The following is a 19,284-nucleotide window of genomic DNA, read 5'->3' as shown; positions in this document are numbered from 1 at the left end:
TGTTCACGTCATCGCGCCCGAGCCGGGCCCGTGCCTGAGCCGGGTGCGGGCCGGTACGCGCCGAGCCCGTCCGGTGATCTGCACCTGGGCAACCTGCGCACGGCACTGCTCGCCTGGGCGTTCGCCCGCTCGACCGGTCGGCGCTTCCTGCTCCGGGTCGAGGACCTGGACCGGGTGCGCGCGGGCGCCGAGCAACGGCAGCTCGACGATCTCGCCGCGATCGGACTCGACTGGGATGGCCCGGTCGTCCGGCAGTCCGAGCGTCTCCCGTACTACCAGGACGCGATCGATCGGCTCACCGCCGCCGGACTCACCTACGAATGCTTCTGCACGCGAAAGGAAATCCAGCAGGCGGCGACAGCGCCACACGGTCCGCTCGGTGCTTATCCGGGCACCTGTCGAACGCTGACCGACCAGGCACGCACCAGGTTCCACGAGGCGGGACGTCCGGCGGCGCTGCGCCTGCGGGCGGCGGCAACCGAATTCGAGATCGTCGACAACCTGCACGGGCCCTATCGAGCACCGGTGGACGATGTGGTGCTGCGGCGCGCGGACGGCGTCCCGGCCTATAACCTCGCGGTCGTGGTCGACGACGCGGCGCAGGGCATCGATCAGGTGGTGCGCGGCGACGACCTGCTACCGTCCACCCCGCGTCAGGCCTATCTCGCGACGCTGCTCCAACTTCCGGTGCCGCACTACGCACATGTTCCGCTGGTACTCAATGCCGAAGGACAACGTCTGGCCAAGCGCGACGGCGCCGTGACGCTGGCCGATCAACGCGCGCTCGGCAACACGCCCGACCAGGTGGTGGCCGCACTGGCCCACTCGCTCGGCTACCCGGCGACCTCGGCGGCGGAACTGCTCGACAGCTTCGACCCGGCACATCTGCCACGCGAACCGTGGATACTCGACGGGAATGGGTTGTTGCAACGCAGTCGATGTCCGTAACGTACGCATTCGTCCAACTACTGATCACTCGACGAGGACAAACTATGACAAGCGGTGGGTACGACCCCAACCAATATCCGCAGGGCGGGCAGCCGTATGGGCAGCAGCCGTACCCGCAAGGCGGCCAGCAGTTCCCGCAAGGCGGGCAACAGTTCCCCCAGGGCGGACAGTACGGCCAGCAGCCGCCACAGTACGGTCAGCAGCCGCCGCAATACGGCCAGCAGCCGCAGTACGGTCAGGCGCCGCAGTACGGCCAGCAGGACCAGTACGGCCAGTACCCGCAGCAGCCGGGCGGCTTCAACCAGTACGGCGGGCAGCCGGGTGACCTCGGCACCCGCATCGGTGCGCGCGTCATCGACGCACTCATCCTCTACATCCCCTACCTCATCATCTACTTCCTGGTGAAGAACAGCCTCGGGCTGACCATCGGCCTCGGCCTGGTCTGGACCCTGGTGCAGCTCGGCTACTTCGTCGGCATGGAGACCTCGCAAGGGACCACCATCGGCAAGAAGGTGCTCGGCCTGAAGGTGCTCGCGCCCGGCGGCGCGGCCAAGATCGAGCCGGTCACCTCGCTGAAGCGCAACATCTTCGTGGCGGCGAACATCATTCCGTGCGTCGGTGGCGTGGTCTCGCTGGTGCTCGCGATCTACATCATGGTCACCATCTCGCAGGACCCGAACAAGCAGGGTTGGCACGACAAGTTCGCCGGTGGCACGCAGGTCGTCAAGTCCTGACGCCGATCGGCTGAAAACACGCGCAGGGGCGCACCCGATATCGGGTGCGCCCCTGACGTTTTGGTGCGGTCGAGACTAAGTCGTTCCGGCGATGAGCACGACGACGAACCACAGGACGGCCAGCGCGATGGCGCCGACGCCGATCCAGATGCCGGCCAGCGCCATGCCCTTGCCCTCTTGGCCGCTCTGCTTGACCTGGTTCAAGGCGATGACGCCGAGGATGATGCCGACGATCGAACCGAGGCCGCAGGTGACGAATCCGGCCAGCGAGGCGATCAGCGCGCCGATCGCCATGCCGTTGGTGCCCTGCTGCTGCGGCATCCCGTACGGCTGGTAGGCGGGCTGGTAACCGTAGTTCGGCTGCTGACCATACGGTTGCTGCGGCTGGCCATAGGCTTGCTGCGGCTGTTGCTGCCCATACGCCTGCTGCGGCTGCTGGTAGCCCGGGTACTGCTGTTGCGGCGGCGGGGTCATGGGCTGGGCGGGTTGCTGCGGGTATTGCGGCGCCGACGGGTACCCCGATGGCTGTTCAGCGTTCGGGTATTGCGGAACCGAGCTCTGCGCACCGGATTCCGGCGATACGCCTTGGCCGCCGTACTGTTTCCACCATTCGTCGGAATCGCCGGGATTCGTCATTGCTACAGGGTATTCCACAACCTGGTTGGATGATGCGGGTGAGTGAGCCGAATAAAACCGAAGCGCCCGAATCTGGGCACCCCGCGCCCGACCATGCGGCATTTGCCCAGGTGGCGCGGGGGTACTACACACCGATCGTGGCGTTGTTCACGGCAACGCTGATCATCTCTAACATCTGCGCGACCAAGGGCGTGCAGTTCTTCACCGACCACTCGGTGAAGATAGGGCCGCTGGAGGTGCTGCCGATCAGCACCGACGGCGCCTGGTTCCTTTTCCCCCTGGCCTACATCATCGGCGATGTGCTGAGCGAGATCTACGGCTTCAAGGCCGCCCGCCGGGCCATCTACTACGGCTTCGCCATCCTGCTGCTGGTGGTGGTGTGCTTCAAGATCGCGATCGAGTTGCCCGCGGCGACCTTCTACGACAACCAGGAGGCGTTCCGCACCGTCATCGGCACCACGCCGCAACTGGTGGCGGCAGGGCTGGCCGGCTACTTCGTCGGCGAGATGCTGAACTCCGCGACGCTGGTGCTGATCAAGGAACGGACCAAGGAAAAGCACCTGTGGGCGCGACTGATCGGCTCCACCGTGGTCGGCGAGTTCGGTGACACGCTGATCTTCTGCTCGATCGCGGCCACCGCCATCGGCATCGACTCGTGGGGTCAGTTCGTGAACTACGTGATCGTCGGCTTCATCTGGAAGACGCTCGCGGAGGTCATCGTGCTGCCGATCACCTATCGGGTGATCGCCTGGCTCAAGAAGAACGAGCCGACCTACGCACCGAGCAAAGAACCCGCACTACTGAGCTGAAAGATGTTGGCGGCCACCGAACTTCACGCCGTGGAGTTCGGGGCCACCGGTTCACGGGGTCGGAATCCGGCCCTTCCAGCGACCGAGCGTCTCGGCCTTGTGCTCATCGAAATAGCCGCCCTCGATGCTCGCGCGAATACGGTCTACCAGCCGAATGGTGTAGCGCTCGTTGTGGATTGTGCACAGGGTCGCCGCGAGGATTTCCTTGGCCTTGAACAGATGGTGCAGGTAGGCGCGGGTGTAGTTGGCACAGGTGTAGCAGTCGCAGGTGTCGTCGATCGGGGTGAAGTCGCGCCGGAAACGGCTGGTGTTGATGTTGAATCGGCCCTCGGCGACATAGATGGCGGCATTGCGGGCGACCCGGGACGGGTTCACGCAGTCGAAGGTGTCCGCGCCGTGCTCCACCGCGGTGAAAATGTCCTCCGGCTCGCTGATGCCGAGCATGTGCCGCGGCTTGTCCTCGGGCAGTTCGTCGCAGCACCAGCCGACGATGGTGCCGAGGTTGCTCTTTTCCAGCGCGCCGCCGATGCCGTACCCGTCGAAACTCGTGCCCTCGCTGCCGCGCAGCGACTCCAGCCCGCGACAGGCCTTGCGCCGCAGGTCTTCGTACTGCGCGCCCTGGATCACGCCGAAAAGCGCCTGGTACGGGCGATGCGTGCGGGCGCCGGTCAACCGCTCGTGTTCGTCGAGGCAGCGCTGCGCCCACTCGTGCGTGCGCTGCAGCGACTTCTCTTGGTAGCCGCGGGTATTGAGCAGGGTGGTGAGCTCGTCGAAGGCGAACATGATGTCGGCGCCGAGCTGGTGCTGGATGCCCATGGACACCTCGGGGGTGAACCGGTGCTTCGAGCCGTCCAGGTGCGAGCGGAAGGTGACGCCGTCGTCGTCGACGGTGGCCAGGCGCTCCTTGCCCTTCGCGATCACGTCGTCGCTGCGCACGTCGACTGCCTCCATGGCGAGCACCTTCTTGAAGCCGACGCCCAGCGACATCACCTGGAAGCCGCCGCTGTCGGTGAAGGTCGGCCCCGGCCAGTTCATGAACGTGCCCAGCCCGCCCGCCTCGTCCACGATGTCGGACCCCGGCTGCAGGTAGAGGTGATAGGCGTTGGCCAGCAGCGCCTGCGCGCCGATCTCTTTCATCGTCTCCGGCAACACCGCCTTCACCGTCGCCTTGGTGCCCACCGGAATGAACGCAGGCGTCGCAATCGAACCGTGCGGAGTGTTGATCACACCTGACCGCCCGTGCCGCCCATCGAGGCGGTTACCGACGGTGAACGAGAAGGAACCAGGGTCTGACACCCGAACATCCTCCCAGGTCCCCCACCCACCCCCACACCGAGCCAACCCCCAACCCGCCAACAACCCTCAACAGCAACCAGAGACCAAGCGACAGATAGGTCAACTGAACACCCATTGCCTAACCCGCTCACCCAGTACACCCGGTGTGCAGCTCACACAAAGGGTGAGAACCTTCCAATTCCCCACGCGGGCAGCGGAATCGGCACCCTGTGTCGGGATCGCGCACCCGGATCAGGGCGCCACTGCCGGTCCGATTCCGAGAGCGAGTGCGGATCGGTGCTCGAAACCGGGTACGCACCCCGCCACGAACGCCCAGCACCCCACTCCACCCCGCCGAACCCAGAATCTGCGCACCCTCTCGGGATCGGCACTGGCTTTAGGGCCCTATTCCCGGTGCCGATCCCGAGACAGGGTGCAGATCCTGGGGACACCGGCTCGGGGCACACCTGGCGGGTGCGGATCGCGCACCGAAACCGGCGCCGAGCATCTCGCGGGGTTGATCGGCCACCGAAACCGCAGCCGACCAACCGCTCTTGTCCAAAGCGCTTGTGACGCAACCACAGCCAGGTGACCACCTCGGGAACGTGACATCGCGCACCTGACGCGCACCTAAAGTCGGGTACGGCACCTGACGTGCCCAGCACTACTCACAAGAAAACGTGGGATCAGGTCTTCAGCTCACTGGACAGGTCATCGCCTGGAGTCCCTAAGAAGCACTTGCCCGGATAAGTGGACCTTTCCGAGGGTCTGTTTGTGTACTGGTCCGGGTTGGTGTACGCACAGAGAACTTCGGTGGTGTGCTGGCTCAGAGGTTGTCGACTGGTTCATCAGATGACCGGAGTAGTGCTGGGCGCGTCAGGTGGGGTACCCGACCTGCTCTTCCGCGGCTTGTGATGGGCAACGCTTGTGTTCCAGCGTGAGGACTGGCTGTGGTCCGGTTCAAAGATGCTTGGGAAAACGAGGCGAGTCAGGTGGGCGTTGGCATCATCGAGCAGAGTCAAATGGTCGATGGCGTGATCGAGCAGAGTCATATGGTTGCTGGTCAAGATCGTTTCGCGACCATATGACTCTGCTCGATGGTTCGCGCTATACGTCGGCCGAGGCCGCTGCGAACTGGGCGTTGTACAGGCGGTAGTAGGCGCCGCGTTCCTCTAGCAGGCGTTCGTGGGTGCCGTGCTCGACGATGCGGCCCGCCTCCATGACGACGATCAGGTCGGCGTCGCGGATGGTGGACAGGCGGTGTGCGATGACGAAACTGGTGCGGTCGCGGCGGAGGGCTGCGGTCGCGTGCTGGACCAGCAGTTCGGTGCGGGTGTCCACCGAGCTGGTCGCCTCGTCCAGGATCAGGATGGACGGCTTCGCCAGGAACGCCCTGGCGATGGTGATCAGCTGCTTCTCCCCGGCGCTGACACCGGAGCCTTCCTCATCGATGACCGTGTCGTAACCGTCGGGCAGCGCGTGCACGAAACGGTCCACATAGGCGGCCCGTGCGGCAGCGAGGATGTCTTCCTCGCCGGCGTTCGGGTTGCCGTAGGCGATGTTCTCCCGGATGGTGCCCTTGAACAACCAGGTGTCCTGCAGCACCATGCCGATGCGGGAGCGCAGGTTGTCGCGGCTGATCCGGGTGATGTCGACACCGTCGATGGTGATGGCGCCGGAGTCCAGCTCGTAGAACCGCATCAGCAGATTCACCAGCGTGGTCTTGCCCGCGCCGGTGGGACCGACGATGGCGACCACGTGGCCGGGCTCGGCGATCAGCGACAGCCGCTCGATCACCGGCTTCTCCTCCTCGTAGCGGAAGGAGATGCCCTCGAACTCGACCTCGCCGCGGTCGACCGGGCGGGTATCGGCCGCGATCGGATCCGGGCTCTGCTCCTCGGCGTCGAGGATCTCGAAGATCCGCTCGGCCGAGGCGACACCGGACTGCAGCAGGTTGGCCATCGCGCCGATCTGGGTGAGCGGCTGGCTGAACTGACGCGAGTACTGGATGAACGCCTGCACCTCGCCGAGCGAGAGCTGACCCGTCGCGACCCGCAGGCCGCCGACCAGCGCCACCAGCACGAAGTTCACGTTCCCGAGGAACATGATGGCGGGCATGATCAGCCCGGAGATGAACTGCGCCTTGAAGCTCGACTGGTAGAGCTCCTCGTTGCGCTTGTCGAACTCGGCGCCGACCTCCTGGTTGCGGCCGAACGCGGTGACGATCTCGTGCCCGGTGTAGGCCTCCTCGACCTGCGCGTTCACCAGACCGGTGTGCTTCCACTGGTCCACGAAGTGCGGCTTGGAGCGTTTCGCGATCAGCGCGGTGACCACGATCGCGGCGGGCACGGTGAGCAGGGCGATCAGCGCGAGCAGCGGCGAGATCCAGAACATCATCACCAGGATGCCGAGCACCGTGAACACCGAGACGATCAGCTGACTCATCGTCTGCTGCAGGCTCTGCGACACGTTGTCGACGTCGTTGGTGACCCGGCTCAGCACGTCACCGCGCGGCTGAGAATCGAAGTAGCGCAACGGAAGTCGATGGATCTTGTCCTCGATTTCGCCGCGCAGCCGCTTGACCGTCCGGTTGATCACCAGGTTGAGCAGGAAGGCCTGCAACCAGCCGAACACCGAAGCGCCGATGTAGAGCGCGAGCACCAGCAGGAGCACATGACCGACGGCGGTGAAGTCGATGCCGACGCCGGGGGTGACGTCCATGGCGCTGACCATGTCGGCGAAGGTGTTGTTGCCGCTGGCCCGCAGGTAGTCGACCGCCTGATCCTTGGTGGTCCCCGGCGGGAACCTCAGCTGGTGCTTGCCGACGAAGCCGTCGAAGACCAGGTTGGTCGCCTTGCCGAGCATGTAGGGGCCGAGCGTGTTCAGCACCACCGAGGTGATGGCGAGCAGCATGACCAGCCAGACGAGCTTCTTCTCCGGTGCGAGCCGATGCAGCAGTCGCTTCAGCGACGGGCCGAACGACTTCGCCTTGGCATCCGGCGCACCGGGGGCAGGCATTCCTGGCCTCATCGCACCTCCTCCGCGCTCAGCTGGGATGACACGATTTCCTGGTATTCCTTGCAGTCACGCATCAGTTGTTCGTGCGTGCCGATTCCGGCCATCTCGCCGTCCTCCAGCACCACGATCTGGTCAGCGTCGCGGATCGTGGTAATCCGTTGCGCCACAATGATTACCGAGGCGTCACCGGTCACCGGCCGGAGCGCGTCGCGCAGCCTGGCGTCGGTCGCCTGGTCGAGCGCGGAGAACGAGTCGTCGAACAGGTAGACCCGCGGCCGCTTCACCAGTGCCCGCGCGATGGCGAGCCGCTGGCGCTGGCCACCGGAGACGGTGGTGCCGCCCTGGGCGACCGGAGTTTCCAAGCCCTGCGCCATCTCTCGGACGAAGTCATCCGCCTGCGCGATCTCCAGCGCCCGCCAGAGTTCCTCGTCGGTGGCGTCCGGATTGCCGTAGCGCAGGTTGCTGGCCACCGTCCCGGAGAACAGGTAGGCCTTCTGCGGGATCAGGCCGATCTGTGCGCGCAGCACCTCGAGGTCGATGTGCCGGACGTCGGTGCCGCCCAGGTATACCGCGCCGTCGGTGACGTCCATCAGCCGCGGAATGAGATTGAGCAGCGTGGTCTTGCCCGAACCGGTGGAGCCGACGATCGCGGTGGTCGTGCCCGGCCGCACCTGGAACCGAATGGCTTTCAGTACCGGCTTCTCCGCGCCGGGGTACGCGAACTCGGCGAATTGGAAGTCGACCTCGGCCGGGTCGCCCTTGAACGGCTGCGGCAGCGGCGGCGGCACGACCGAGGACTCGGTCTCCAGCACCTCCCCGATCCGTTCGGCGGAGACCGCGGCGCGCGGTGCCATCATGGCCAGGAACGAGGCCATCATCACGGCCATCAGGATCTGCATGATGTAGGACAGCATCGCGGTGAGCGAGCCGATCTGCATGGTGCCGCCGTCTACGGCGTGCCCGCCGAACCAGATCACCGCGACGGCAGTGACATTGCTGATCAGCATGACCAGCGGGAACATCAGCGCCATCAGCCTGCCGACCCGCAACGCGGTATCGGTCAGCTCCGTGTTCGCGACGCCGAAGCGCCAGGTTTCCTGGCGTTCCCGGACGAAGGCACGGACCACGCGGATACCGGTGATCTGCTCGCGCAGTACTCGGTTCACCTCGTCGATCCTGGTCTGCATGTCCCGGAACCCGGGCACCATCCGGCTGATGATCCACCCCATCGACAGCCCGAGCACCGGCACCGCGATGAGCAGCAGCCAGGACAGGCCGAGATCCTCGCGCAACGCCATGATGATGCCGCCGATGCACATGATCGGCGCCATCACCAGGATGGTCGCCGACATCGCGATGAGCAGCTGCACCTGCTGAATGTCGTTGGTATTGCGGGTGATCAGCGACGGCGCGCCGAACATGCCGACCTCGCGTGCGGAAAAGGTGCCGACTCGGTGCAGCAGCGCGCCACGCATATCGCGGCCCGCGCTCATCGCCGCCTGCGCGCCGAGGTAGACCGAGCAGCCCGAGCTGACGATCTGGACAAAGGTGACCGCGAGCATCCGTAGACCGGTGCTCCAGATATATCCGATATCGCCCTTGGTGACGCCGTTGTTGATCAGATCGGCGTTGAGACTCGGCAGATACAGCATCGCGATCACCGAGATCAACTGCAGCACAACGACCCCCGCCAGCTGGGCGCGGTAGGGGTACAGATAGGTGCGCAGAAGTCGAATCAGCATGATGAATCGCAGAATACCGGCGAACAGTGACGTGCGTCGCAAACATTTCTGACCTGCATAAATGCCCTCCCGTCGAGGCGCTTACCCGCGCCTGGCGTCCAATTCGGTGGCCCTGGCATCTGATTCAGCGGGTGATATGTCTGATTCAGCGGGCCTAATTCAGCGGGCGCTCTCTACGCGCCCATGCGCCCGGATCATTCGTGAGCGCGTCGACGAACTCGGGTAGCCGATTGTTGGCGACGTCGTCGATCGACACATTCTCCAGTACCGCACGAATATTCACGCGCAAGGCGATCCAGACACGCTGCAGCGATTCGGCCGCGCCCGGATAGGTCACGTCCTCCGGGCGCTCGCCGCGCACCGACGCGAGCGGACCCTCGATCGCCCTGATCACGTCGGCGACGGAGATCTCGGTGGCCGGGCGGGCCAGCCAGTAGCCGCCGTCGGGACCGCGCCTGCTGATCACCAGATCGGCCCTGCGTAGATCGCCGAGCACCGTCTCCAGCACCTTCGGCGGGATTCGCTGGGCCGTTGCGATCGCCTCGGCCTTCACCACCGGTGCGGCCTGCACGACGGGGCCGAGCACGGCCGGGTTCAGCTGCGGTGCGCGGGCGATCTCGAGCAACGTCCGCACCGCGTAGTCGACCTTCGCGGTGATGTGCACAGCATCTCCTGGCGTTTTCCGGTTGGTCCGTCGAGTAGCTGCAATCTACGCGCTGTTGCGCCCGTTGAGCACGCAGGTCGCCGCATCGAGCAGCGTGGTTTCCACCAGCGCGTTGTCCGCGCCCGGCGCGAACTCCCTGGACATCAGCGCGACGCCGAGCATCGCGAGCACCGCGCCCGCGCGCAGTTTGGCCTCATCGGTGGCGTCCGGTCCGGCCAGCCATTCGCGCAGCGTCTGGTCGTCTTCGACTAGATCGGGATGCCGGTCGGCCATCGCGTTGAGGATCGTCACGGTGTCGCGCAGCACCAGCGCGCCCGCGGCGCGGTGGTGGACCAGGCCACGCAGATAGTTGCGCAGCACGTCCCGGATGCCGGCCGCGTCGCGCGCGGCCTGGTCGAGCTCGAGCACCACCGAGTGCATGTGATCGATGATCGGATCGATGATCGCGTGTAGCAGGTCGAGCTTCGAGGCGTAGTGATAGTAGAGCGAGGCCTTTGTGATTCCCACCGCATCCGCGACCTCGCGCAGGCTCGTCTGCTCGAATCCTTTGTCGCCGAATAGCTTCACCGCGGCGTCGCGGATCGCGGATTTAGTGCCTCGACCAGCGGCAACGCTGCCGTGGGTAGATCGCGCGGTCATCGGATGATCCTCTCACCATTCATGCGCCGAGCTAACGGTGTCGGCGAAATAGAGGTTGCACCTCCGCTTAGTCCTCGAATAGTCTACCTACCGCACGGTAGGCAGAAAGCGTCACGTGGAGGCGGGGACAAGCAGGGCACCCCGCGAGTGCTGTCACCGGCCTGAATCAGCACGTCCCCCAGCACCGCTAGGAGATCTCTCGTGTCCGTGTACCTCTACAGATGGGGAAAGTTCGCTTTCCGAAAAAAGTGGATAGTGCTCCCCGTCTGGCTGCTGCTCTTCTTGATCCTCGGCGGCTTGGGTGCGCAGCTCAAGAAGCCGATGACGAACGACTTCAGCATGCCGGACCTGCCGTCCGCGCGCGCGAACGACATACTCGACAAACACTTTCCGGGCGCGTCCGCCGCGTTCAAGTTCGACGCCGTCACCGGCACCTACGTGGTCGCGGCACCGGCGGGCCAGAAGCTCACCGACCCGGCGAACCGCACGGCCGTCGACGCGTTCATCGCCAAGCTCGGCGAACTCGACATCGTCGACCACAGCAAGCCGATCATGAACCCGGTCGCGGCCGCCGAGAAGATGGGCTGCCTGGCCGACCCGGATCCCGGAAAGTGCAGTGGCGCACCGCTGAACGTGCTCAGCAAGACCGTGCCCGACTCGGTGGCGGTGCTGAACGTGCCGTTCACCATCAAGAAGTTCACCGACGTCACCGACCAGCAGCGCGACGCGGCCTACGCGGTCGCCGCCGACGCGCGCAATGCCGGGCTGACGGTCGAGATGAGCGGCTCGATCGCGATGAAGCAGCAGGCGCCGAGCGGCCAGTCCGAGATGATCGGCATGGGCGTCGCGCTGATCGTGATGGTCGTGGCCTTCGGCGCGATCGTCGCCGCCTTCGTGCCGATCCTCACCGCGATCATCGGTCTCGGCGCGGCCACCTCGCTGATCTTCCTCGGCACCTCGGTGATCGAGGTACCGAGCTTCACCACCTTCCTCGCGTCGATGATCGGCATCGCGCTGTCCATCGACTACGCGTTGTTCATCGTCTCGCGCTACAAACATGAACTGGCGGTACAGGATTCGCCGGAGGAGGCGGCCGGTACCGCGCTCGGCACGGCCGGGTCCGCGGTGGTGTTCGCCGGCCTGACGGTGATCATCGCGCTCGGCGGGCTCAGCATCGTCGGCGTGCAGTTCATGACCTTCATGGGTCTGGGCGGCGCGATCGCCGCGGGCTTCGCGGTGCTCACCGCGATCACGCTGATGCCCGCGCTGCTCGGCGCGTTCGGGCGGTTCCTGTTCAAGCCGAAGCTGCCGCTGGTCGCTCAGCACGATCCGGAGGACGACCACTCGGTCACCAACGGCATGCGCTTCGGCCGGTTGATCGGCAAGGCGCCCTGGCTCGCGCTCGGACTGAGCGTCCTGGTGCTCGGCGCGCTCGCCGCGCCCGCGGCCGGGCTGAACCTCGGCCTGCCCGGCGACGACAGCCAGCCCAAGACCTCCACCATCCGCAAGGCCTACGAGTTGCGCACCGAGGGCTTCGGCGAGGGCAGCAACGGCGTGCTGAACGTCGCGGCCGACCTGTCCAAGGTGCCGGTGGAGAACCGGGACAACGCGGTCAAGGCGTTGCGCGACAAGCTCTCCGCCTACCCCGGCATGGACTACGTGACCGAGCCGAAGTGGAGCGAGGACAAGCAGGGCGTGCTGCTCGACGGCGTGCCGAAGTCGGGCCCGAACAACCAGGCCACCAAGGACCTGGTCAAGGACGCCCGCGATGCGGAAGGCCAGCTGCAGGCCGAGTTCGGCATGGAATACGGCATCACCGGCAGCACCGCCATCTATGCCGACGTCGACAACGTGCTGCTCGGCAAGATCGTGCCGTATCTGGCGATCGTCGCCGGTGCCGCGTTCATCCTGCTGATCCTGGTGTTCCGCTCGATCCTGGTGCCGTTGACCGCGGCGCTCGGCTTCCTGCTCTCCATGGGCGCCACCTTCGGTGCGACGGTGCTGATCTTCCAGGAGGGCAAGTTCGGCCTGATCGCGGATCCGCATCCGCTGATCAGCTTCCTGCCGATCATGTTGATCGGCTTGGTGTTCGGCCTCGCGATGGACTACCAGGTGTTCCTGGTGACCCGCATGCGCGAGGAGTTCGTCAACGGCAAGTCACCGAAGGAAGCGGTTGTCGCCGGTTATCACCACGGGGCCCGCGTGGTGACCTCGGCGGCGATCATCATGATCTCGGTGTTCGGCTCATTCCTGCTGGAGACCGACGTGACCGCCAAGTCGTTCGGCTTCGCGCTGGCGGCCGGCGTGCTGTTCGACGCGTTCATCGTCCGGATGGTGCTGATCCCGTCGCTGCTCGTCCTGATGGGCAAGTGGGCCTGGTGGATGCCGAAGTGGCTGGACCGGATCGTGCCCGATATCGACGTCGAGGGCGCCAAGCTGCGTGAACTGCAGCAGCGCTCGACGGAAACGGCGAAGGTGCCGGTCGGCGTCAGCTGATCACTCCGCACTCGGCCCCGCACTCGATTCTCCGGGTGCGGGGCCGAGTCGTTTCCGCGGTCGGTTCTTGATCTTGTGCGCCGTCCGCAGCAGACTCAGAAGAAGTTCGACCTCTCCAGCTCGGTAGTTCCCCGGCGGGCGCAGTCGGCCCGCGGGCGTTCAGACGCTCGATCCGGCCCGACTCGACCACCGCGAGGAGAACCCTGTGTCCGTGTATCTATACCGGTGGGGCAAGTTCGCCTTCCGCCACAAGTGGATTGTGCTGCCCATCTGGATCGTCGGTTTCCTGGTCCTCGGCGTGCTCGGCACCCAGCTGAAGGAGCCGATGAGCGACGACTTCAGCATGCCGAACCTGCCGTCGGAGCGCGCGACGCAGATCCTCGACCAGCACTTCCCCGGCATGTCCGAGGCGTTCAAATTCGACGCGGTCACCGGGACCTACGTGCTCGGCGCGCCCGCGGGGCAAAAACTGACCGACCCGGTCAACCGGCAGGCGATCGACGCGCTGATCGACAAGCTGAACCAGCTCGGCATCGTCGACCACAGCAAGCCGATCACGAACCCGATCACCGCGACCGAGGAGATGGGCTGTCTCGTCGCCGAGCCGGACGCCTCGAAGTGCAGTGGCGCGCCGCTGAACGTGCTCAACAAGACCGACCGGGACACGGTCGCGTTCTTCAGCGTGCCGTTCGGCATCAAGAACTTCACCGACGTCACCGCCGAGAGCCGCAAGGCCGCCTACGACGTGGCCGATCAGGCGCGCGGCGCGGGGTTGACGGTCGAGCTGAGCGGCACCATCGCGACGGAGCAGCAGGCGCCGAGCGGTCAGTCCGAGATGATCGGCATGGCGGTCGCATTGATCGTGATGTTCGTGGCGTTCGGTGCGATCGTCGCCGCCTTCGTGCCGATCATCACCGCGGTGGTGGGGCTCAGTGCGGCTACCGCGGTGATCTTCCTCGGCACCTCGTTCCTTTCTATCCCCAGCTTCACCACGTTCCTCGCGTCGATGATCGGTATCGCGTTGTCCATCGACTACGCGTTGTTCATCGTCTCGCGCTACAAACATGAACTGGCAGTACAGGATTCGCCGGACGAGGCGGCGGGGACCGCGCTCGGGACCGCAGGCTCGGCGGTGGTGTTCGCCGGTCTCACGGTGATCATCGCGCTGGTCGGGCTCAGCATCGTCGGTGTTCGATTCCTTACCTTCATGGGTCTAGGCGGCGCGATCGCCGCGGGCTTCGCGGTGCTCACCGCGATCACGCTGATGCCCGCGCTGCTCGGCGCGTTCGGGCGGCACCTGTTCAAGCCGAAGCTGCCGTTCATCGCGCAGCACGATCCCGAGGACGACAACTCGATCACCAACGGCATGCGCTTCGCCCAGGCCATCGGCAAGGCGCCCGCCGTCGCACTGGTGCTCAGCATCGTCGTGCTCGGGCTGCTCGCCCTGCCCGCGACGAATATGAACCTCGGGCTGCCCGGCGAGGACAGCATGCCCAAGACCTCCACCGTCCGGAAGGCCTACGAGCTGCGCACGGCCGGGTTCGGCGAGGGCAGCAACGGCGTGCTGCAGGTCGCGGTCGACCTGGCGAATGTTCCGGCGGAAAAGCGCACCGCGGCACTGAATTCGCTGCACGACGAGCTCGCGGCCTCACCGGACATGGACTACGTGACCGAGCCGCGGCTGAGTCAGGACGGGCTCGGCGCGCTGATCAACGGCGTGCCGAAGTCAGGGCCGAACGACCAGTCGACCAAGGACCTGGTCGGCGACGCCCGCGCGGCCGAGGGGCGGCTCGAATCGCAGTACGGGATGAAATACGGCATCACCGGCACCACCGCCATCTATGCCGATATCGACCACGTGCTGCTCGGCAAGATCGTGCCGTACATGGCGATCGTGGCGGGTGCCGCGTTCATCCTGCTGATCCTGGTCTTCCGATCGATCCTGGTGCCGCTGACCGCCGCGCTGGGCTTCCTCTTGTCGATGGCGGCCACCTTCGGCGCGACGGTGCTGATCTTCCAGGAGGGCAAGCTCGGGTTGATCCAGGATCCGCGGGCGATCGTGAGCTTCCTGCCGATCATGCTGGTCGGCTTGGTGTTCGGCCTCGCGATGGACTACCAGGTGTTCCTGGTGACTCGCATGCGCGAGGAATACGTGCACGGCAAGCCGCCGAAGGAGGCGATGATCAGCGGGTATCACCACGGGGCCCGGGTGGTGACCTCCGCCGCGGTCATCATGATCTCGGTGTTCGGCTCGTTCCTGCTGGAGACCGACGTGACCGCGAAGATGATGGGTTTCGCGCTGGCGGCCGGCGTGCTGTTCGACGCCTTCCTGGTGCGGATGGTGTTGATTCCGTCGCTGCTCGCGCTGATGGGCAAGTGGGCCTGGTGGATGCCCAAGTGGCTGGACAAGATCGTGCCGGACATCGATGTGGAGGGCGCGAAGTTGTTCGCGTTGCGCGGGCAACCGACGCCGGGCGATGCGAAGCTGCCCGCCGACGTCGGCTGATTTTCCAGAATTCGCCCCCACTCGGTTTTCCGGGTGGGGGCCAGTACTTTTACTGGCTCGGCTGCGGCAACGTGCAGTCATCGACCTTCGGGTTCATGCCCATGTAATTGAGCGGCCCGGCCAGCGCCGTGACGGCGATCGTGCCCCAACCCGCGCAGTTCGTCGGGCTGCTCTCGAGATAGTGGCGCTGCCCCGCGGCTATCAGGCCGATGGCCAGCCAGATCAGCAGCAGCGAGCTGAACAGCCTGGTACCGGTGTGACGCACTGCTCGGCCGCGAAAACCGCGGTCACGAATCTCTTGGTCGCGCATGTCGTCGCTCCCTTTCCGTGCTCCCCACCCCAGAATACCCGCCTGATCAGCGTTTATCCCCTACTGGCTCGGTTGCGGGACGTTGCAGTCGGCGATCTTCGGGTTGATGCCGACGTAGTTGAGCGGACCGGCCAGAACGGTGAGCGCGGTGGTGCCGAAGCCGGCGCAATTGATCGGGCCATTGTCGAAGTAGTGGCGCTGGCCTGCGGCGATCACACCGATCACGAGCCAGAGCACGACAATCAGACTGCCAAGTCGCATAGTGCCTCATTCGTCGGCGTCTTCTGAGCGACCCTCATTATCGGGTCCCGAACGCGACACGCCGAACGCAGCGACACGGCCAGCGCGCCACAGCGAACCTCGCGCCCGTTGCCGGGCGCGAGGTTCACCGAATCATGTTGGGCCGGTGTTTCACCGGTTCCGTGGATTACGGACTTGGTTGCGGCACATTGCAATCGTCGATCTTGGGGTTCACGCCCAGGTAGTTGAGCGGGCCCGCGATCACCGTGACCGCAATGGTGCCGAACCCGGCGCAGTTCACCGGGCCGCTGTCGAAGTAGCCCCGCTGAGCTGTGGCGACCACGCCGATCAGCAACCAGACCAGGACAATAACGCTTCCGATTCTCATGTTTCTCTCGCTCATCGGTCTCGAGCGGACTGCACGACGGCGCATGGGCCACCACGTCCTTCCCGCATTTAGCTATCCGGCGTATACCCCCGATCGCCCGAAATATCCGTTGCCGCCGAACTATTGCTCGCCGGTTCGATACCGCAGGCGTGCGGTGCATTTCATCCGCTGTTCAGCCGGGGCGGGTACGCCCATAAGTGTGAGTAGACCGCGTAGTTGGACGATCGATCTCGGTCGGGTCTTCGCGATCGGGGTCGTCGTTGTCATTCACTGGATTTCGGTGCGGGTCACCGTCACCGACGGGGTGCTGCGTGGCGAGCCCGCGCTGCACGGGCGGCCGATCTGGGCCCTGTCCTGGCTGATTCAGGTGATGCCGCTGTTCTTTCTCGCGGGCGGGTTCGCGAACACGCTGATCGTGGATCGTTGGCGGGCAAGCGGGTTGGGTTATGGGGAGTATCTCGGTCCGCGGGCGCGACGGCTGGTCACGCCGGTGCTCGCGCTGGTCGCGGTGCTGGCTCCGGTGATCACGGTCCTCGGCGTCTACTCCGAGCGGACGGCGGCGACGGCCGCACATGTCGTGGCCAGTCCGCTGTGGTTTCTCGCGGTGTATCTGGTCGCGGTGGCGGTGGCACCGGGCGCGGTGGTGCTGCACGATCGGGTGCCGCTGCTGTTGCCGCTGGTTTTGCTGGGATGCTCGATTGCCGTGGACGCCTTGCGATTCGGTGGTGCGGGGCGGTTCGCCGAGTGGAATCTGGTCTTCGTGTGGTTGTTCTGTCATCAACTCGGGGTGGTGCACGCGCGCGGGCTGTTGCGGACGGTCACCGATGCTGGTGTGCTGCTGCTTGCCGTGGCCGGCGTCGGGCTGCTGGTGGTGATGGTCGGGGTGGGTCCGTATTTTCCGACCACCCTCGGGGTGGCCGATGCACCGGTGTCCAATCTGTCCCCGCCTACTTCGGCCATCTCGATTCTGGCCGTCGTTCAGCTGGCGCTGTTGACGTTGGTGGACCGGCGGGTTGGCGGATGGGAACCGAGCGGCTCGGTGCGACGGGTGATCACCACGATCGTGCCGTTGCTGATGACGATCTATCTGTGGCATGTGCCCGTGATCGCGATATTGACCGGGGCGGCGACGCTCGCGCCGTCGCGATTGCTGCCGGCTGATCCGCAAACCTGGTGGGAGACACGGCCGTTGTGGATTCTGGTCGGCGGGGTGGTGTTGTTCTTCGTGGTGCGGGTCAGCACGCGCTGGGATGTGTTCTGTGCGCGGTACGCCGCGCGCGACGCGACGGTGCCCGCGGTGGTCGGTACGGCGCTGGCGGCTTGGGGTGTGTACTCGATCTGGCAGGTCGGGCTGTTTCCGGCGAGTGCTGCCGTGTTGTGTGTGGTGCTCGGTGCTGCCGTACTCACCTCGACGCGGCGCATCGGCGCTACCGCGGACAAGTCCGCGGCGCCTGCGTGAAAGTCCGGTTCGGCGCACTATTCGGCACGACTGCCGGTTGTCCGGACCTGTCAGCGTCTAGGCTTCTTTCAGCTCGACCGCATGCCGACCTTTCAGGAGGTAGCACGATGAGCAGGTCTTTCTCTCGCACCGTGGTGGGTGCCGCGGCCTTCGCGGCCGCTGCCGTCACCGCCGTGATGATCGGTCCACCGGCGAACGCCGACGTCGACTCCGTCAGCGTCGCCGCCGGGCCCGAAGGGCTGCTGACCGGCTGTCACTACACGGTGACGGCGACGGTCACCGATTCGGAGATTCCGCCGGGCTCGGTGTTCTTCCTGCTGGCCGGCGGCGTGATTCCGGGTAATGGGGAGCGGATCCCGGGTGAGGCCGTGCATCACCCGGAGAACAACACCGTCACCCTCAACTGGACGCCGACCCGGGTCGGTTCGCAGAACCTGATCGGTATGCAGAGTGAGCCGGGTCGGTACACGTCATCGAAGTTCATCACCGTCGACGTTGTCGGCAGTGGGCTCGATACCGGAAGTTCCTGTCTGCGTATCGGATAGGTGTCAGGCGAAGTCGGCGGCGTGATCGGCGACCCACTGCGCGTAGCTGCGGGCCGGTGATCCGGTGACCTGCTGAACCGTCGACGTCGGCTGCCCTGGCGTGTCCACCATCGCGGCCAGGCCGCCGAGGATGTAGTCAGCGAATTCCGCTGGCGCCCAATCCATCTGCGCCTTGGCTTGCTCCCGGGTGATCTCCTCCCAGACAAGCGGACGACCGAGTGCCGCGCCGATCGTCGCTACCTGCTCGGCCCTGGTCAGTGAGGACGGACCGCTCAGCTCATATCGCGCACCGATGTGCTCGTCAGTGGTCAGCGCACGTACCGCGACCGCCGCGATATCCGCCTCGTGCAGCAAGGTCATCGATGCGGCTCCGTATGCGCCGCGCACGACGTTGCCAGTGCGGATTTGAGGTGCCCATTCCAACGTGTTTGTCGCAAAACCGTAGGGGCGCAAGAAGGTCCACTCCAGTCCGGAATTCCTGATCGGCTCTTCGAGGAGCGCGTGTACCTTGCCGATCGGGTTGTCCTGTTCCTCGAGATCGTCGTGGACCGCGGCGGAGGACAGCAGGACGATGCGGCGCGCGTGCTCGGCTATCACCTCGACCACCGGAATCACGTTGTCGGGGGGCAAATTCGGCCAGGTCAGGTAGACGGCGTCCACTCCGTCGAGCGCGCGGATCAGCGTTTCCGGCGCGGTCAGATCGCCGGGCACAACCTCGATGCCCGTCGGAAATGACGCCGCCTCGGGTTTGCGCGCGAGTGCACGCACCGTCACCTCGGTCTTCGCGAGTTGCGAAACAACCTGTCCGCCAACATGACCGGTCGCACCGATCACCGAAACCTTCGCTATTTGAGCCATTCGCTCACCATACGAAA

The 19,284-nt window shown here is 65.5% G+C and carries 18 protein-coding genes; 8 read left to right on the top strand and 10 right to left on the bottom strand.

Going from position 1 to position 19,284, the window contains the following annotated elements:
• Positions 1-30 precede the first annotated feature (30 nt).
• Both gluQRS and ACFWF1_RS04300 read left to right on the top strand, forming a co-directional pair.
• Positions 31-948: a tRNA glutamyl-Q(34) synthetase GluQRS gene (gene gluQRS / locus ACFWF1_RS04305; RefSeq protein ID WP_379281801.1), complete on the top strand. Its 918-nt coding sequence runs from the start codon at positions 31-33 to the stop codon at positions 946-948.
• Positions 949-992: 44 nt separating this feature from the next.
• Positions 993-1,682 (top strand): RDD family protein, encoded by a 690-nt coding sequence (locus tag ACFWF1_RS04300; RefSeq protein WP_379281800.1) that lies wholly within the window; start codon positions 993-995, stop codon positions 1,680-1,682.
• A gap of 75 nt (positions 1,683-1,757) precedes the next feature.
• Here ACFWF1_RS04300 and ACFWF1_RS04295 read toward each other — a convergent pair whose 3' ends face one another.
• The gene (locus tag ACFWF1_RS04295) at positions 1,758-2,318 is read right to left on the bottom strand and encodes a DUF4190 domain-containing protein (RefSeq protein ID WP_379281799.1); all 561 of its coding nucleotides are present in this window, start codon (positions 2,316-2,318) and stop codon (positions 1,758-1,760) included.
• Positions 2,319-2,356: 38 nt separating this feature from the next.
• Between ACFWF1_RS04295 and ACFWF1_RS04290 the strand changes: the two genes are divergently transcribed.
• Positions 2,357-3,127, top strand: a complete 771-nt coding sequence (locus ACFWF1_RS04290; protein WP_379281798.1) for a queuosine precursor transporter — start codon at positions 2,357-2,359, stop codon at positions 3,125-3,127.
• Positions 3,128-3,178: 51 nt separating this feature from the next.
• Here ACFWF1_RS04290 and tgt read toward each other — a convergent pair whose 3' ends face one another.
• Positions 3,179-4,423 (bottom strand): tRNA guanosine(34) transglycosylase Tgt, encoded by a 1,245-nt coding sequence (tgt, locus tag ACFWF1_RS04285; protein ID WP_379281797.1) that lies wholly within the window; start codon positions 4,421-4,423, stop codon positions 3,179-3,181.
• A gap of 929 nt (positions 4,424-5,352) precedes the next feature.
• Between tgt and ACFWF1_RS04280 the strand changes: the two genes are divergently transcribed.
• Entirely contained in the window at positions 5,353-5,490 is a 138-nt protein-coding gene (locus tag ACFWF1_RS04280) for a hypothetical protein (protein ID WP_379282910.1), read from the top strand.
• Between the two features lie 19 nt (positions 5,491-5,509).
• Here the strand turns inward: ACFWF1_RS04280 and ACFWF1_RS04275 are convergent, their stop codons facing one another.
• The 4 genes from ACFWF1_RS04275 to ACFWF1_RS04260 all read right to left on the bottom strand — a co-directional run bounded on the left by ACFWF1_RS04275 (position 5,510) and on the right by ACFWF1_RS04260 (position 10,465).
• Positions 5,510-7,432 carry an ABC transporter ATP-binding protein gene (locus tag ACFWF1_RS04275; RefSeq protein WP_379282911.1) on the bottom strand — a complete coding sequence of 641 codons (1,923 nt, stop codon included), beginning with the start codon at positions 7,430-7,432 and terminating at the stop codon, positions 5,510-5,512.
• Complete coding sequence (locus ACFWF1_RS04270; protein ID WP_379282912.1) at positions 7,429-9,162, bottom strand: ABC transporter ATP-binding protein; 1,734 nt, start codon at positions 9,160-9,162, stop codon at positions 7,429-7,431. The genes ACFWF1_RS04275 and ACFWF1_RS04270 overlap by 4 nt, the downstream gene beginning before the upstream one ends.
• A gap of 154 nt (positions 9,163-9,316) precedes the next feature.
• Positions 9,317-9,826, bottom strand: coding sequence for an RrF2 family transcriptional regulator (locus ACFWF1_RS04265; protein ID WP_379282913.1), 510 nt, complete (start codon positions 9,824-9,826; stop codon positions 9,317-9,319).
• Positions 9,827-9,871: 45 nt separating this feature from the next.
• Positions 9,872-10,465 (bottom strand): TetR/AcrR family transcriptional regulator, encoded by a 594-nt coding sequence (locus tag ACFWF1_RS04260; protein WP_379282914.1) that lies wholly within the window; start codon positions 10,463-10,465, stop codon positions 9,872-9,874.
• Positions 10,466-10,666: 201 nt separating this feature from the next.
• On the opposite strand from ACFWF1_RS04260, the gene ACFWF1_RS04255 reads away from it, so the two are divergent.
• On the top strand, positions 10,667-12,961 hold the full coding sequence (locus ACFWF1_RS04255) for an MMPL family transporter (protein ID WP_379282915.1): 2,295 nt from the start codon (positions 10,667-10,669) through the stop codon (positions 12,959-12,961).
• Positions 12,962-13,166: 205 nt separating this feature from the next.
• Positions 13,167-15,467 carry an MMPL family transporter gene (locus ACFWF1_RS04250; RefSeq protein WP_379282916.1) on the top strand — a complete coding sequence of 767 codons (2,301 nt, stop codon included), beginning with the start codon at positions 13,167-13,169 and terminating at the stop codon, positions 15,465-15,467.
• A gap of 49 nt (positions 15,468-15,516) precedes the next feature.
• On the opposite strand, the gene ACFWF1_RS04245 is transcribed toward ACFWF1_RS04250, so the two are convergent.
• From ACFWF1_RS04245 to ACFWF1_RS04235, 3 genes are all read right to left on the bottom strand, one after another.
• A complete protein-coding gene (locus tag ACFWF1_RS04245; RefSeq protein ID WP_379282918.1) occupies positions 15,517-15,777 on the bottom strand; it encodes a hypothetical protein in 261 nt (86 codons plus the stop codon).
• A gap of 60 nt (positions 15,778-15,837) precedes the next feature.
• On the bottom strand, positions 15,838-16,038 hold the full coding sequence (locus tag ACFWF1_RS04240) for a hypothetical protein (RefSeq protein WP_379282919.1): 201 nt from the start codon (positions 16,036-16,038) through the stop codon (positions 15,838-15,840).
• A 166-nt stretch (positions 16,039-16,204) separates the two neighbouring features.
• Entirely contained in the window at positions 16,205-16,405 is a 201-nt protein-coding gene (locus ACFWF1_RS04235; protein ID WP_379282920.1) for a hypothetical protein, read from the bottom strand.
• Between the two features lie 199 nt (positions 16,406-16,604).
• Here ACFWF1_RS04235 and ACFWF1_RS04230 point away from each other — a divergent pair, with 199 nt between their 5' ends.
• Both ACFWF1_RS04230 and ACFWF1_RS04225 read left to right on the top strand, forming a co-directional pair.
• Positions 16,605-17,864, top strand: coding sequence for an acyltransferase family protein (locus ACFWF1_RS04230; protein WP_379282921.1), 1,260 nt, complete (start codon positions 16,605-16,607; stop codon positions 17,862-17,864).
• A 107-nt stretch (positions 17,865-17,971) separates the two neighbouring features.
• Positions 17,972-18,409: a hypothetical protein gene (locus ACFWF1_RS04225; RefSeq protein ID WP_379282923.1), complete on the top strand. Its 438-nt coding sequence runs from the start codon at positions 17,972-17,974 to the stop codon at positions 18,407-18,409.
• A 3-nt stretch (positions 18,410-18,412) separates the two neighbouring features.
• On the opposite strand, the gene ACFWF1_RS04220 is transcribed toward ACFWF1_RS04225, so the two are convergent.
• Positions 18,413-19,267 (bottom strand): SDR family oxidoreductase, encoded by an 855-nt coding sequence (locus tag ACFWF1_RS04220; protein WP_379282925.1) that lies wholly within the window; start codon positions 19,265-19,267, stop codon positions 18,413-18,415.
• Positions 19,268-19,284 lie beyond the last annotated feature (17 nt).

It is taken from the genome of Nocardia sp. NPDC060255 (assembly GCF_042727395.1).
Taxonomy (GTDB): domain Bacteria; phylum Actinomycetota; class Actinomycetes; order Mycobacteriales; family Mycobacteriaceae; genus Nocardia.
Note: the sequence above shows the minus strand (reverse complement) of the source record. Positions and strands in the feature narration are given on the sequence as shown.

Coding starts and splice junctions, on each gene's coding strand:
- ACFWF1_RS04245 (WP_379282918.1), bottom strand. CDS start 15,777: ATGCGCGACCAAGAGATTCGTGACCGCGGTTTTCGCGGCCGAGCAGTG.
- ACFWF1_RS04300 (WP_379281800.1), top strand. CDS start 993: ATGACAAGCGGTGGGTACGACCCCAACCAATATCCGCAGGGCGGGCAG.
- ACFWF1_RS04275 (WP_379282911.1), bottom strand. CDS start 7,432: ATGAGGCCAGGAATGCCTGCCCCCGGTGCGCCGGATGCCAAGGCGAAG.
- ACFWF1_RS04240 (WP_379282919.1), bottom strand. CDS start 16,038: ATGCGACTTGGCAGTCTGATTGTCGTGCTCTGGCTCGTGATCGGTGTG.
- ACFWF1_RS04270 (WP_379282912.1), bottom strand. CDS start 9,162: ATGCTGATTCGACTTCTGCGCACCTATCTGTACCCCTACCGCGCCCAG.
- ACFWF1_RS04220 (WP_379282925.1), bottom strand. CDS start 19,267: ATGGCTCAAATAGCGAAGGTTTCGGTGATCGGTGCGACCGGTCATGTT.
- ACFWF1_RS04260 (WP_379282914.1), bottom strand. CDS start 10,465: ATGACCGCGCGATCTACCCACGGCAGCGTTGCCGCTGGTCGAGGCACT.
- ACFWF1_RS04235 (WP_379282920.1), bottom strand. CDS start 16,405: ATGAGAATCGGAAGCGTTATTGTCCTGGTCTGGTTGCTGATCGGCGTG.
- ACFWF1_RS04295 (WP_379281799.1), bottom strand. CDS start 2,318: ATGACGAATCCCGGCGATTCCGACGAATGGTGGAAACAGTACGGCGGC.
- ACFWF1_RS04225 (WP_379282923.1), top strand. CDS start 17,972: ATGAGCAGGTCTTTCTCTCGCACCGTGGTGGGTGCCGCGGCCTTCGCG.